At 73.2% G+C, this 13,347-nt stretch carries 13 protein-coding genes, 1 pseudogene and 1 riboswitch; of the genes and pseudogenes, 7 read left to right on the forward strand and 7 right to left on the reverse strand.

Annotation, left to right across the window (positions count from 1 at the left end; genetic code table 11):
- Nucleotides 1-152 precede the first annotated feature (152 nt).
- Nucleotides 153-1,643 carry a phytoene desaturase family protein gene (locus tag ACWV17_RS30225; RefSeq protein WP_455362172.1) on the forward strand — a complete coding sequence of 497 codons (1,491 nt, stop codon included), beginning with the start codon at nucleotides 153-155 and terminating at the stop codon, nucleotides 1,641-1,643.
- A 576-nt stretch (nucleotides 1,644-2,219) separates the two neighbouring features.
- Here ACWV17_RS30225 and ACWV17_RS30230 read toward each other — a convergent pair.
- The 6 genes from ACWV17_RS30230 to ACWV17_RS30255 form a co-directional block, all read right to left on the reverse strand.
- A complete protein-coding gene (locus ACWV17_RS30230) occupies nucleotides 2,220-3,092 on the reverse strand; it encodes a hypothetical protein (protein ID WP_455362173.1) in 873 nt (290 codons plus the stop codon).
- 42 nt (nucleotides 3,093-3,134) lie between these two features.
- Nucleotides 3,135-4,052, reverse strand: a complete 918-nt coding sequence (gene metF, locus ACWV17_RS30235) for a methylenetetrahydrofolate reductase [NAD(P)H] (RefSeq protein ID WP_455355554.1) — start codon at nucleotides 4,050-4,052, stop codon at nucleotides 3,135-3,137.
- Between the two features lie 122 nt (nucleotides 4,053-4,174).
- Complete coding sequence (gene thiE, locus ACWV17_RS30240) at nucleotides 4,175-4,855, reverse strand: thiamine phosphate synthase (RefSeq protein ID WP_455362174.1); 681 nt, start codon at nucleotides 4,853-4,855, stop codon at nucleotides 4,175-4,177.
- A gap of 73 nt (nucleotides 4,856-4,928) precedes the next feature.
- On the reverse strand, nucleotides 4,929-5,294 hold the full coding sequence (locus ACWV17_RS30245; RefSeq protein ID WP_455355552.1) for an Rv2175c family DNA-binding protein: 366 nt from the start codon (nucleotides 5,292-5,294) through the stop codon (nucleotides 4,929-4,931).
- Nucleotides 5,295-5,424: 130 nt separating this feature from the next.
- The gene (locus ACWV17_RS30250; RefSeq protein WP_455362175.1) at nucleotides 5,425-6,663 is read right to left on the reverse strand and encodes an NAD(P)/FAD-dependent oxidoreductase; all 1,239 of its coding nucleotides are present in this window, start codon (nucleotides 6,661-6,663) and stop codon (nucleotides 5,425-5,427) included.
- 28 nt (nucleotides 6,664-6,691) lie between these two features.
- Entirely contained in the window at nucleotides 6,692-7,033 is a 342-nt protein-coding gene (locus ACWV17_RS30255; protein ID WP_455355550.1) for a hypothetical protein, read from the reverse strand.
- 120 nt (nucleotides 7,034-7,153) lie between these two features.
- Nucleotides 7,154-7,266: riboswitch (TPP riboswitch) on the forward strand.
- Between ACWV17_RS30255 and thiO the strand changes: the two genes are divergently transcribed.
- The 6 genes from thiO to ACWV17_RS30285 all read left to right on the forward strand — a co-directional run bounded on the left by thiO (nucleotide 7,264) and on the right by ACWV17_RS30285 (nucleotide 13,144).
- Nucleotides 7,264-8,454, forward strand: a complete 1,191-nt coding sequence (gene thiO / locus ACWV17_RS30260; RefSeq protein WP_455362176.1) for a glycine oxidase ThiO — start codon at nucleotides 7,264-7,266, stop codon at nucleotides 8,452-8,454. Its footprint overlaps the riboswitch before it by 3 nt.
- Nucleotides 8,451-8,705 (forward strand): sulfur carrier protein ThiS, encoded by a 255-nt coding sequence (gene thiS, locus ACWV17_RS30265; protein WP_455362177.1) that lies wholly within the window; start codon nucleotides 8,451-8,453, stop codon nucleotides 8,703-8,705. Before thiO ends, thiS begins: the two co-directional genes overlap by 4 nt.
- A gap of 6 nt (nucleotides 8,706-8,711) precedes the next feature.
- Entirely contained in the window at nucleotides 8,712-9,506 is a 795-nt protein-coding gene (locus ACWV17_RS30270) for a thiazole synthase (protein ID WP_455355547.1), read from the forward strand.
- 116 nt (nucleotides 9,507-9,622) lie between these two features.
- Nucleotides 9,623-11,587 carry a Stk1 family PASTA domain-containing Ser/Thr kinase gene (pknB, locus tag ACWV17_RS30275; RefSeq protein WP_455362178.1) on the forward strand — a complete coding sequence of 655 codons (1,965 nt, stop codon included), beginning with the start codon at nucleotides 9,623-9,625 and terminating at the stop codon, nucleotides 11,585-11,587.
- A gap of 7 nt (nucleotides 11,588-11,594) precedes the next feature.
- Nucleotides 11,595-12,482, forward strand: coding sequence for a deoxyribonuclease IV (locus tag ACWV17_RS30280; protein ID WP_455362179.1), 888 nt, complete (start codon nucleotides 11,595-11,597; stop codon nucleotides 12,480-12,482).
- Nucleotides 12,483-12,562: 80 nt separating this feature from the next.
- Nucleotides 12,563-13,144, forward strand: coding sequence for a DUF4396 domain-containing protein (locus ACWV17_RS30285; RefSeq protein WP_455362180.1), 582 nt, complete (start codon nucleotides 12,563-12,565; stop codon nucleotides 13,142-13,144).
- A gap of 14 nt (nucleotides 13,145-13,158) precedes the next feature.
- Here the strand turns inward: ACWV17_RS30285 and ACWV17_RS30290 are convergent.
- Nucleotides 13,159-13,347 (reverse strand): annotated as a pseudogene (locus tag ACWV17_RS30290) (hypothetical protein); the annotation flags it as partial.

Genomic DNA, 13,347 nt, shown 5'->3' on the forward strand with positions numbered 1-13,347 from the left:
GTGGGGGCCCATCCGCGCACCTACTCATCTGCACCACTAGGTACGGGTACTCAGTCCTACGTGCTCATCCCCAGGACCGGTGACCGCCAACTGGTTACACCTGGCCACCTGGGCCGTCCGGGCTGTCAGTGGGGGCGGATAAAGTCCCTGACATGGCACGTATTGCGGTGATCGGCGCCGGGATGGGCGCGATGGCGGCGGCCGCCCGGCTGGCCGTGGCAGGCCACGGGGTGACGGTGTTCGAGCGCTCCGGCACGTACGGCGGCTCGGTCGGCCGGTTCGAGCGCGAGGGCTTCGCCTTCGACACCGGCCCGGGGCTGCTCCACCTGCCCGCCGTGTACCGCGACTTGTTCGTCAAGACGGGCAAGGAGCCGCTGGAGCGGTGCGTCGAGCTGACCCAGGTGGACCCGGCCGTGCGGCACGTCTTCGCGGACGGTACGGACGTCTCGCTGCCCAACGCCTCGCGCGGAGGCGTCTCTTCCGCGCTGGACCAGGCGCTGGGCGCGGGTGCGGGGGAACGCTGGAGCGCGTACCTCGTCCGCGCGCGGGACGCCTGGGACGCCACCCGCAGGCCGCTGCTGGAGGAGCCGCTGCGGGGGGACCTGAGAGGGCTGGGGCGCGATCCGTATCCGGCGGTGCGCAAGAGCGGGCTGCTGCGGCGCCGGCCGCCGACGCTCGCCGAGGTCGCGCGTCGCGAGTTGGGCGATCCCCGGCTGGTGGCGGTGCTGGAGAGCAGCGCGCTGGCGTACGGTCTCGATCCGCGCAGCGCGCCGGCCGCGGCGGCGGTGCTGCCGTACATGGAGCAGACCTTCGGCAGCTGGTATGTGCGCGGCGGGATGCGGGCGCTCGCGCGGGCACTGTACGAGCGCTGCCTGGCCCGCGGTGTCGAGTTCGCCTTCGGCGCGGAGGTCGTGGGCGTCCGGGAGAAGGACGGCCGGGCGGCGGGGGTGGAGCTGGCGGACGACGAGGCGGGCGCGGAGGCGGACTTCGTCGTCTCGGGCGCCCCTGTCCCGGCGCTCTACCAGGACCATGTACTGGACTGGCAGTACTCCGACGACTGGCCCCGTTGGCAGCGGGGCCCGGCCACCGGGCGGTTCGTGATGTGCGTGGCGCTGCGCGGCGCGCGGCCGGGCGACGTGGCGCACCGCACGGTGGTGCACGCGGTGGACCGGTCCGCCGAGCTGTCTGCGCTCTTCGACGGCCGGCTCTGCGAGCGGCCCACCGTGACGGTGCTGCGCCCGGACGATCCCGCACTCCGCCCCGAGGGCCACGAGTCGGTCACGCTGTCCGCCGTCGTCCCGGCGGCGGACCTGTGGTCGGCGGACGTCACCGACCGCTTCGCGGACGGCGTGCTGGAGGCGGCTGCCGCCGCCGTGCCCGGCCTGCGCGAGCGGCTGCTGTGGCGCGAGGTGCGGACGCCGGACGACACCCTGCGGGAGACGGGCCTGCGGCAGGTACCCGCGCCCGCACTGGCGGGAGCGCGGGGCGACTACCTGCCCGCGGACAACCGCTCGCCGGTCCCGGGCCTGCTCTTCGCCGGCGGCTTCGCCCACCCGGGCGGCGGCCTGGCACACGCGGGAATGTCGGGCGCGCTGGTGGCCGGCCTGATCACGGAGGGAGCGGCCTTCCGCGGCTCGCAGTAGCCGGGCGGGCGGCCGGGCCGGGGCGGGGCGGGGCCGGGGCGGGGAGGGGGCGAGGCCGACGGTGCCGGGCCGGGGGCGCGCGGTCCACGGGCTGGGCACGGCGGCCGGGGTCGGAGGACATCGGCACGGGCGGGCATCGGACGCGGTCGCGCACCGGACGGGCGCGGGCGCTGGAGGGCGCGCGGTCCACGGGGCCGCGAAGCGGCCGGGATCGGGGGACACCGGGACGGGCGGGCATCGGGCGCGGTCGCGCACCGAACGGGCGCGGGCGCTGGAGGGCGCGCGGTCCACGGGGCCGCGAAGCGGCCGGGGTCGGGGGACACCGGGACGGGCGGGCACCAGGCGCTGCGGGCAGCGGGGCCTGGAGGGGGCGAGGCCGACGGTGCCGGGCCGGGGGCGCGCGGTCCACGGGCTGGGCACGGCGGCCGGGGTCGGAGGACACCGGCACGGGCGGGCATCGGGCGCGCTCGCGCACCGGACGGGCGCGGGCACTGGAGGGCGCGCGGTCCAGGGGACCACGAAGGCCGGGGCAAGCGGCCGGGGCCCGGAGGGCGCCGGGCGGGTACCCGCCGGGGGTTAGTAGCGGTATTGCTCGTTGTAGTCGCCCGTGTCCTGGCCGTCGTTCTGGTACGGGTAGCGCTGGTCGGCTCCCGCTGCGTACGGCTCCTCGCCGTCGCGCTGCTGCGGGACCCAGACCCCGCCCGGCGGGGTCTCGCCGTACGGCTGCGGCTGCTGGGCGTACGGCTCGGCGTACTGCTGGCCGCCGGCGGTGCCGTAGTCGTACGGGCTGTACTGCTGGGTGCCGATGTACGGGTCGGAGTACGCGGCGTACTGCTGCTGGCCGGTCCCGTAGTCGTACTGGCCGGCGCCGGCGTACGCGTCCTGGCCCTGGTCGGCCTGGTTCTGGCCCTGCGGGTCGTAGTAGCCCGCATACGCCGACGTCCCCGCGCCGGCACCGGCGCCCGCGTCGTACCCGCCGCCCTGGTCACCGCTCTCCGCGGCCGTCGCGAACGCCGACTCGCGGTAGACGCCGTACTGCCCGGTGTCGTCCGGCAGCGGCTGCGGCTCGTACACGTCGGCCGCCGCTTCCGCGGGTTCCGGCACCGGCTCGTACGCCAGGTCCGAGACCTCCAGCGTCGGCTCGGGCCGCGGCGGGGCCTCCCCGCCGGACTTCCGCCGTCGGCTCGCCCCGGGATTGCCGCCGATCGCCCAGCCCGTCGAGAAGCCCCGGCGGAAGGAGAGCGTGACGTACGTCTGCCCTATCGCGAACGCGATGGCGCCGACCCCGATGACGATCACCGAGGACAGCAGCACACCGAAGACGACGCCCAGGAAGCCGACGAAGGCGAGCAGCCGCCAGCGCAGCCGCGCCTTGTACTGCAGCAGCACCTCGCCCAGCAGCCACAGCGCGACGACTCCGAACGCGATGTAGAGGACCGTCCAGCCCATGTACGCCCCTCTCGTACGGCCGTCGCCCCTGGTTACGGCCGGTCAGGGCCGCTGATTCAGCCCCAGGTTCTCGTATATCTCGAGCGTCGCCGTGGAGTTGTTCAGCGTGATGAAGTGCAGCCCCGGGACACCCTCGGAGAGCAGCCTCGCACAGAACGACGTAGCGAACTCGATGCCAATGGAGCGTACAGCGGCCGGATCGTCCTTGACGGCGAGGATCCGGTCTTTCAGTTCGGGCGGGAAATGCGCGTTGCTGAGCTGCGCGAGCCGCTCCAGCTGCTTGACGCTGGTGACCGGCATGATCTCGGGGATGATCGGGGTCTCGCAGCCGGCCGCGGCGACTCGGTCACGCATCCGCAGATAGCTCTCGGGGTCGAAGAACATCTGAGTGATCGCGTAGTCCGCACCTGCCCGGCACTTGTCCACGAAGAACTGGATGTCCGTGTCCCAGTCCGTGGACCGCGGGTGCATCTCGGGGAAGGCCGCCACGCCGACACAGAAGTCGCCCGACTCCTTGATCAGCCGGACGAGCTCGGCGGCGTACCGCACGCCTGCGGGGTGTTCGACCCACTCCCCCATCGGGTCGCCCGGCGGGTCACCGCGCACCGCGAGGATGTTCCGGATTCCGGCGTCGGCGTACTGGCCCACCATGTTGCGCAGTTCGGCGACCGAGTGGCCGACGGCCGTCAGATGCGCGACCGGTGTGAGCGTGGAGTCGGCGGCGATCTGCTCGGTGGCCTTCACGGTGCCGGCCCGGGTCGAGCCACCCGCGCCGTACGTCACGGAGACAAAGCTCGGAGCCACGGCCTCCACCCGGCGCAGCGCGTTCCACAGATTGCGCTCGCCCTTCTCGGTCTTGGGCGCCCAGAACTCGAAGGAGTACGAGGTTTCACCCGTCTCAAGCATCTCGCGCACGGTTCGTGCGCGATCTGTCCTGGTGGAAGCTGTGCCAAGGGCCATACCGGAAGATTAGCCAGGGTCCGCGGACAGACCCAAGAGCGTCCACCACTCGGACAGCCGTGGACAGCGATGGACAGCCGAGGACAGTCGGGGACGTTCCGGCCCAAAGGGCAGGGCGCGGCCTACTCGCTCCGCGCCGCGACCCGCTTCGCGAGCTCCGCCGCCGCCGCACCGGGGTCGTCCGCCTCGGTGATCGCCCGTACGACCACGACCCGCCGGGCGCCCGCGTCCAGCACCTCGTCCAGGTTGCCCGCATCGATCCCGCCGATCGCGAACCACGGCCGGTCCTGGCCGATCGAGGCGGCGTACCGCACGAGGCCGAGCCCCGGCGCGTACCGCCCCGGCTTGGTCGGGGTGGGCCAGCACGGGCCGGTGCAGAAGTAGTCCACGCCGGGCTCCGCGACCGCCGCGTCCACCTCGGACTCGGCATGGGTGGAACGGCCTATCAGCACGTCGGAGCCGAGGACGGCCCGCGCGGCCGGGACCGGGAGGTCCCCCTGCCCCAGGTGCAGCACCTCGGAGCCGATGGCGTGCGCGACATCGGCGCGGTCGTTCACGGAGAGCAGCCTGCCGTGCCTGCGGCACGCGTCGGCGAACACCTGGAGGTGCTCCAGCTCCTCGCCGGCCTCCATGCCCTTGTCGCGCAGCTGCACGATGTCCACGCCGGAGGACAGCACGGCGTCCAGGAACTCGGGAAGGTCTCCCTGGCGCTTGCGCGCGTCCGTGCACAGGTACAGCCGGGCGTCGGACAACAGTGCGCGTGCGGTGGCGGTGGCCCCCGCGCTGGACCCTGCGGTGGACATGGAGACGTTCCCCCCGTGGTGGGCGGTGTGCGCGCCGGGCGGGCCGGCCCGCACACCGCGGTGTCGGATCAGGTCAGACGGCGAGCGCCTGGGCGCGGCGCTTCACCTCCGTGCCGCGATTCTCGCTCAGGGCCTGGGCCGGGGTGCCCGGCAGGGTCGGGTCGGGAGTGAAGAGCCACTCCAGCATCTCTTCGTCGCTGAAGCCGTCGTCCCGCAGGAGGGTCAGGGTCCCCGAAAGGCCCTTGATCACCTTCCCGTCGCCGATGAAGGCGGCGGGCACCTGGAGCACCCGGTTCTCACCACGGCGCACCGCGATCAGCTGGCCCTCCTTGACCAGCTGCCGGACGCGCGTCACCTCGACATCGAGCATTTCCGCGATGTCGGGGAGGTTGAGCCAGGCGGGGACGAGAGCATCGATCTTTGCGTCAATCTCGGTCACGGGACAAGCGTGCCATCCCGGACTGACAGTCGGTAGCCGGATAGGGCGGACGGGGCGTCGCCGGTCCCCCGGCGGGCTGTCACGGTGCCCCCGACAGCCGTCACCCACTGCCGCGGTCCGTCACGGACCGTCAGCGGACGGCGGACTTCAGCGGTACGGACGGGTCGGCGGCCCGCACCGGATCCAGATGCATCCCGGCCTCGATCAGCCGGCGCCCCTGGGCGAGGTCGCGCGGCCGGCCCACGGCGAGCAGGGCGACCAGCTCCTCGTCCCGCAGCCAGCACACCGACCAGGCGGCACCGGCCGGATCGCCGCGCCACAGCATCGTGTCGGCGGCGCCGTGATGGCCGGCGTACTGGACGAACCTGCCGAACTGCTCCGACCAGAAGTACGGGACCGGGTCGTAGACCTCCGGCACACCACCGGGACCCGCCGCACCCGCGATGATGTTGGCCGCGACCGTCCGCGGTCCCTGGAGGGCGTTGTCCCAGTGGTGGACAAGCAGCCGCTCGCCGTAGCGCGCGGACGGGAAGGAGGCGCAGTCCCCCACCGCGTACACGTCGGGCAGCGAGGTGCGCAGCCGTTCGTCGGCGGTGACGGATCCGTCCTGTCCCAGCGCGATGCCCGAGCCGGCCAGCCAGCCGGTCGCGGGCCGGGCGCCGATGCCGACGACGACCGCCCCGGCCGCGAGCCGGGTCCCTTCGGCGTCGGCGAGGATCACCGCGCCCGGCTCGATCCGCGCCACCCGCGCACCGGTGATCAGGCGCGCGCCGCTGTCCGCGTACCAGCCGGCCATCGGGGCGGCCACCTCGGCGGGCAGCGCACCCGCGAGCGGCCGGTCGGCGGCCTCCACGACGGTCACCTCGCAGCCGGCCTCCCGGGCGGCCGTCGCGAACTCCGCCCCGATCCAACCCGCGCCGACGACCACGATCTCGTGCTGGTCGGCGAGCACCGGCCGCAGCCGCTCCGCGTCGTCGAGGGTCCGCAGCAGATGCACGCCGGGCACGCCCTCGCCGCCGGGCAGCGTGATCGGTTCGGCCCCGGTGGCGATCACCAGGACGTCGTACGGGACGGGGCCGGCCGGGGTGTCGATCTCGTGCGCCTCCGGGCGCACGCCCGTCACCTCGCGCCCGAGCTGGAGCTCGACGGCCAGCGTCTCGAAGTCCACGTCGAACGCGGACCCCTCGGCCTTGCCCAGCAGGACCGCCTTGGACAGCGGTGGCCGGTCGTACGGCTGGTGCGGCTCGGCCCCCAGCAGGGTGACCGGTCCGGTGAAACCCAGTTCGCGCAGGGCGACGGCGGTCTGCACACCGGCCATCCCGGCGCCGACGACGACGATGCGCTGCTCTGCCTGCCTCTGCTCGCTCACCCGATCACCATACGCAGCTGACTAAACGTCAGGAAGGGACCTGCTCCACCACACTCGTCCCGCTGCCCGCCCGCGACTCCCATGCCCAGCTCTCGTCCAGCCGGACGCGCCCGTCGGGCAGTTCGCTGACGAGGGACACGCAGTGCCCGGAGGAGGTGGTGTTGTCCGTCTTCAGCTGGACGTACCGGAAGTCCAGCCGGTCGCCCTCGCGAGTGCCGACGAGGTGGCCGTGCACGATGTCGCCGCCCGCGTACTCGGCCCAGATCCGGCCGTCGTCCTCGTGGTACGTGAAGCGGGTCCGCGTGCCGACCTGACCGGGCGCCTGATCGGCGACCGGGGCGAGGACCATGCCGTCGAGCGACCGTGCCACGGGGGCGGCTCCCTTACTGCGCGCTGAGGCCGGGGGTTAGTGTGGCCACCGTACTGCTGCCACCCGGGGGCTCGGACACCAGCGGCTGCCGCCGCGGGCCCCCGGACCCCCAGCAGGAGAGAAAACCACCGCGGGAGTCCGGACGTACCGGGCTGAGAGGGAGGCTGGGCGGCCTCCGACCGTACGAACCTGATCCGGGTCATGCCGGCGAAGGGAGGGGCTGGACGCCCATGCACGCATCTCGGAAGGGATCCCCGACGGGATCCGACGTCCTCGTCATCGGGGGCGGGATCATCGGCCTGGTCACGGCCTGGCGCGCAGCCGGACGCGGGCTGCGCACCGCCGTCGTCGACCCCGCGCCCGGCGGCGGAGCCGCCCAGGTCGCGGCCGGCATGCTCGCCGCCGTCACCGAACTCCACTACGGCGAGGAGACCCTGCTCGGGCTCAACCTCGCCTCCGCGCAGCGCTATCCGGCCTTCGCCGCCGAACTCGCCGAGGCGAGCGGCCAGGACATCGGCTTCCGCACCTGCGGCACGCTCGCCGTGGCGCTCGACGCCGACGACCGGGCCCATCTCCGCGAACTCCACGCCCTGCAACGGCGCTGCGGGCTGGAGTCGGAGTGGCTCACGGGCCGCGAGTGCCGCCGCCTGGAGCCGATGCTCGCGCCGGGCGTACGCGGGGGCCTGCGCGTCGACGGTGACCACCAGGTCGACCCGCGCCGGCTCGCGGCCGCCCTGCTGGCCGCGTGCGAGCGGGCCGGGGTGGTCTTCCACCGCGCCACGGTCGCGCGCCTGTCGGTCGTACGCGACCGGGCCCGCGGGGCCGTCCTGGACGGGGGCACCGAGCTGGACGCCGGCCAGGTGGTACTGGCCGCGGGCAGTTTCAGCGGTCGGCTGGACGGCGTTCCGGCGGAGGTGCTGCCGCCGGTGCGGCCCGTCAAGGGCCAGGTGCTGCGGCTGACGGTGCCCCGCGCGTACGCCCCGTTCCTCACCCGGACCGTACGGGCCGTGGTCCGCGGCAGCCATGTCTACCTGGTGCCGCGCACCAACGGCGAACTGGTCGTCGGGGCCACGAGCGAGGAGCTCGGCTGGGACACGACCGTCACCGCCGGCGGTGTGTACGAGCTCCTGCGCGACGCGCACGAGCTGGTGCCCGGCATCACCGAACTGCCGCTGACGGAGACCCGGGCCGGCCTGCGCCCCGGCTCCCCCGACAACGCACCGCTGCTCGGCCCCACCGCCCTGCCCGGCCTGCACCTCGCCACCGGGCACTACCGCAACGGCGTACTGCTGACGCCCATAACCGGCGAGGCGATGGCCGCCGTACTGACCACCGGCGAACTCCCCGAGGTGGCCCGCCCGTTCAGCCCCCTCCGATTCCCGCCCGCCGTCTCTCCCGTGCGTGAGGAGCAGCCCGCATGACCGCGACCCCGCCCCCGAGCGCTTCCGCATCCGCGCCCGTACCCGCGAACGTGAACGTGTCCGTGAACGGCGAGCTCCGTGCGATCCCCGGCGGCACCACCCTCGACAGCCTGGTCTCCACGCTCACCCGGGCACGCTCCGGCGTCGCCGCGGCCGTCAACGAGACCGTCGTCCCGCGCGGCCAGTGGCCCACCACCCCACTCGGCGACGGCGACCGCGTCGAAGTCCTCACCGCAGTCCAGGGAGGCTGACCCGACATGGCCGACGACCTTCTCACCCTCGGCGACACCACGTTCTCGTCCCGGCTGATCATGGGGACGGGCGGCGCGCCCAGCCTCGATGTCCTCGAACGCTCCCTGGCCGCGTCCGGCACCGAACTGACCACCGTCGCGATGCGCCGCCTCGACCCGACCGTGCAGGGCTCCGTCCTGTCCGTCCTGGACAAGCTCTCCATCCGCGTCCTGCCGAACACGGCGGGCTGCTTCACCGCCGGCGAGGCCGTGCTCACCGCCCGGCTGGCCCGTGAGGCGCTCGGCACCGACTGGATCAAGCTGGAGGTCGTCGCCGACGAGCGCACGCTGCTGCCCGATCCGGTCGAGCTGCTGGACGCGGCGGAGATCCTGGTCGACGACGGCTTCACGGTCCTGCCGTACACGAACGACGACCCGGTGCTCGCCCGCAAGCTGGAGGACGTGGGCTGCGCGGCGATCATGCCGCTCGGCTCCCCCATCGGCTCGGGCCTCGGCATCCGCAACCCGCACAACTTCCAGCTGATCACCGAGCGCGCAACCGTCCCGGTCATCCTCGACGCGGGCGCCGGCACGGCGTCCGACGCGGCGCTCGCCATGGAGCTGGGCTGCGCGGCGGTGATGCTCGCCTCGGCGGTCACCCGGGCCCAGGAGCCGGTCCTGATGGCGGAGGCGATGCGGCACGCGGTGGAGGCGGGCCGGCTGGCGTACCGGGCGGGCCGGATCCCCCGCCGGCACTTCGCGGAGGCCTCGTCACCGGTGGCGGGCATGGCGGCGCTGGACCCGGAGCGCCCGGCGTTCTGAGCCCGGCCAGGGCCTGCGGACACGACCCGGTCCTGCGGCGGACGCCGTGCCGCCCGGTCGGAGGGCACAGCGCCGCCCGGTCGGGGGTCACAGCGTCCGCTCGTACACTCTCCTGCGTGGATACGACCCTTCAGGACCCTTCCCCGGCCCCCGGCCGGGGAGACGACCCCATGGTCGGGCAGGTGCTCGACGGCCGCTACCGCATCGACGCGCGCATCGCCGTCGGCGGCATGGCCACGGTCTACCGGGCCGTGGACACGCGTCTCGACCGCATTCTCGCGCTGAAGGTGATGCACCCGGCGCTGGCCGCCGACGCGTCGTTCGTGGACCGGTTCATCCGCGAGGCCAAGTCCGTCGCCCGGCTCGACCACCCCAATGTGGTGGGGGTGTACGACCAGGGCACGGACGGCCCGTACGTCTATCTGGCCATGGAGTACATCGCCGGCTGCACCCTGCGTGACGTGCTGCGCGAGCGCGGCGCGCTCCAGCCCCGGGCCGCTCTGGACATCCTGGAGCCGGTCCTCGCGGCCCTCGGCGCCGCGCACCGGGCCGGGTTCGTGCACCGCGACATGAAGCCCGAGAACGTCCTGATAGGGGACGACGGCCGGGTCAAGGTCGCCGACTTCGGCCTGGTACGGGCCGTGGACACGGTCACCAGCACCACCGGCTCCGTCCTCGGCACCGTCTCGTATCTCGCCCCGGAGCAGATCGAGAGCGGCGCGGCCGACCCCCGGGTCGACGTGTACGCGTGCGGCGTCGTCCTGTACGAGATGCTGACCGGCGCCAAGCCGCACACCGGCGGCAGCCCCGCCCAGGTCCTCTACCAGCATCTGCACGAGGACGTGCCGGCGCCGTCGGCCGTGGTCCCCGGGCTCCCGTTCGAGCTGGACGACCTGGTCGCGGGCGCGACCGCCCGCAACCCCGGCATCCGTCCGCACGACGCGGTGGCGCTGCTCGGCCGCGCCCGGGAGGTGCGCGCGGGCCTGACCGACGCGCAGCTCGACGCGGCGCCGCCGCAGGCCCGCGCCGGGGGTCATGACGGCTCGGAGGACCGGACGAGCGTGATCCCCCGGGCCGTACGGATCCGTGGGAACGACTCCCAGGCCGGTGACGTCAGCCACACCAGCCGACTGGAGATGCCGCCCGCCGGGCCGCCGGGACCGGCCGGCCGCAGGCGTCCCGCCCTCCGTCGCCCCCGGCGCGGCATGATCGCGGTCATCACCGCGGTGCTGCTCGCCCTGGGGCTGGGCGCCGGCGTCTGGTACATCAACTCCGGCCAGTTCACCCGGGTCCCCAGCCTCCTCGGCCAGACCGAGCAGGAGGCCAGGAACCGGCTCGGCGACGCAGGGCTGGACGTGAAGGCGGTCAAGCGCGGGTTCAGCGACTCCTTCGCACGCGGCACGGTGATGAACAGCGATCCGGCGTCCGGCGCGCGCATCCGCGGCAACGGCTCGGTGACGCTGACCCTCTCCCGTGGCCCGGAGATCGTGAAGGTCCCTGACGTCACGGGCCTGCCGCTGGCGAGCGCGAAACGTGAGCTCAAGGACATCGGGCTGGCCCCGGGCGTCGTCAGCCGGGAGTTCAGCGAAGAGGTCCCGCAGGGCTCGGTGATCCGTACGGACCCGGCGGCCGAGGCCAGGCGGAAGCCCGACTCGGCCGTGGCGCTGGTCGTGAGCAAGGGGTCTCCGGTCGAGGTGCCGGGGGTCGTGGGCGAGCCGGTCGAGGGCGCCAGGGCCGAGCTGGAGGACGCCGGCTTCAAGGTGACGATCGCCGCCGAGCAGATCAACTCCCCGCAGGAGCAGGGCACGGTTGCCAGGCAGTCCGCCGCCGAGGGCGCCGAGGCCGCGCGCGGCGACACGATCACCCTGACCGTCTCCAAGGGGCCGCGCATGCTGCCGGTCCCGGACGTCACCGGGCAGAGCGTCGACGACGCGAGGAGCAAGCTGGAGTCGGCCGGCTTCGAGGTCGAGGTGGACCGCCCGTTCCTGTCCTTCAGCGACACCATCGAGAGCCAGTCCGTGGAGGGCGGCTCGCAGGCCCCCGAGGGCAGCACGATCACCATCAAGACCAAGGGGCTTTAAGAACACCATGCGCGAGCACACCCGGCACACCCGGAACACCCTGCGCAATCCCGTCGGCGGGCATGTTCCGGTGGCCGGGGGCCTCGCCTCGACCGGTCTCGCGTACGCCCGTGAGATGGGCGCGGAGACCGTTCAGGTCTTCGTCGCCAATCCGCGCGGCTGGGCGACGCCGACCGGGAACCCTGCCCAGGACGAGGAGTTCCGGGCGGTCTGCGCCGCCGAGGGGATACCCGCGTACATCCACGCGCCGTATCTCATCAACTTCGGCTCGCACACCGAGGCCACGGTGGAGAAGTCCGTCGAATCACTGCGGCATTCGCTGCGCCGCGGCCGCGAGATCGGCGCTCTCGGCGTCGTGGTGCACACCGGTTCGGCGACCGGGGGCCGCCCGCGTACCGAGGCGCTCGCGCAGGTACGCGCGCACCTGCTGCCGCTGCTCGACGAGCTGACGCACGACGACGATCCTCAGCTGCTGCTGGAGTCGACGGCGGGCCAGGGCTTCTCGCTCTGCTCGCGCACGTGGGACTTCGGGCCGTACTTCGAGGCGCTGGACGCCCACCCCAAGCTGGGCGTCTGTCTCGACACCTGCCACATCTTCGCGGCGGGCCACGATCTGGCCGAGCCGGGCGGGATGAAGCAGACGCTCGATCTGCTGGTCGACACGGTCGGCGAGGGCCGGCTGAAGCTGATCCACGCCAATGACTCCAAGGACGTGGCCGGGGCGCACAAGGACCGGCACGAGAACATCGGCGCAGGTCACATCGGCGAGGAGCCGTTCCGGGAGCTGTACTCGCATCCGGCGACGGAGGGCGTACCGCTGATCATCGAGACCCCGGGCGGCAAGGAAGGGCATGCGGCGGATGTGGCACGGCTGAAGGAGCTGCGCGAGTTCTAACGCCGTTGAGGAATACCCCATGGGGGTATACGGTTCCTGCTTGTAGGCAGGAACCGCTACCCGGCATTGGGGGCCCTCTCATGCAGCACGACGCTCACGCCCAGCACGTGCACGGCGAACACGACCACGCGGAACACGGCCATGCGGAACCCGGCCATGCGGAACCCGGCCACGGGGCCGCCGCGCATGCGGGACACGCGGCGCACGCGGGTCACGGCGGCGGCAAGGTCAGCTGGTCCATGGCCGCGAAGGCCACGCTGCACTGCCTCACCGGTTGCGCCATCGGCGAGGTACTCGGCATGGTCATCGGCACGGCCCTCGGCTGGGGCAACGTGCAGACCATGATCCTCGCGATCACCCTGGCCTTCTTCTTCGGCTACGCGCTCACCCTGCGCGGCATCCTCAAGGCCGGCGTCGACTTCCGGACGGCGTTCCGGGTCGCGCTCGCCGCCGACACCCTCTCGATCGCCGTGATGGAACTGATCGACAACGGGGTGCTCGCGCTGTGGCCGGGCGCCATGGACGCCCACCTCTCCGACGCGTTCTTCTGGGCCGTACTCGCCTTCGCCCTCTTCGCCGCCTTCCTGATCACCACCCCCGTGAACAAGTGGATGATCGGCCGCGGCAAGGGCCACGCGGTGGTCCACCAGTACCACCACTGAGGGCGGTCCGGGGTTCAGAGCTCCGGGCCGTCCCCCGGCTCTTCCTGGTACGAGTAACGCTGCTCGCGCCAGGGGTCACCGATGTTGTGGTAGCCCCGCTCCTCCCAGAAGCCGCGGCGGTCGGCCGTGTCGGCGTACACGTGAACGTCCCCACCCGCGTACGGATGAACGTCCCCAGTTCTTGATGCCTTGAAGGGACACCT

The sequence above is a fragment of the Streptomyces mabaensis genome (assembly GCF_053763515.1).

Coding starts and splice junctions, on each gene's coding strand:
- ACWV17_RS30225 (WP_455362172.1), top strand. CDS start 153: ATGGCACGTATTGCGGTGATCGGCGCCGGGATGGGCGCGATGGCGGCG.
- ACWV17_RS30230 (WP_455362173.1), bottom strand. CDS start 3,092: ATGGGCTGGACGGTCCTCTACATCGCGTTCGGAGTCGTCGCGCTGTGG.
- metF (WP_455355554.1), bottom strand. CDS start 4,052: ATGGCCCTTGGCACAGCTTCCACCAGGACAGATCGCGCACGAACCGTG.
- thiE (WP_455362174.1), bottom strand. CDS start 4,855: ATGTCCACCGCAGGGTCCAGCGCGGGGGCCACCGCCACCGCACGCGCA.
- thiO (WP_455362176.1), top strand. CDS start 7,264: ATGCACGCATCTCGGAAGGGATCCCCGACGGGATCCGACGTCCTCGTC.
- thiS (WP_455362177.1), top strand. CDS start 8,451: ATGACCGCGACCCCGCCCCCGAGCGCTTCCGCATCCGCGCCCGTACCC.
- ACWV17_RS30270 (WP_455355547.1), top strand. CDS start 8,712: ATGGCCGACGACCTTCTCACCCTCGGCGACACCACGTTCTCGTCCCGG.
- ACWV17_RS30280 (WP_455362179.1), top strand. CDS start 11,595: ATGCGCGAGCACACCCGGCACACCCGGAACACCCTGCGCAATCCCGTC.
- ACWV17_RS30285 (WP_455362180.1), top strand. CDS start 12,563: ATGCAGCACGACGCTCACGCCCAGCACGTGCACGGCGAACACGACCAC.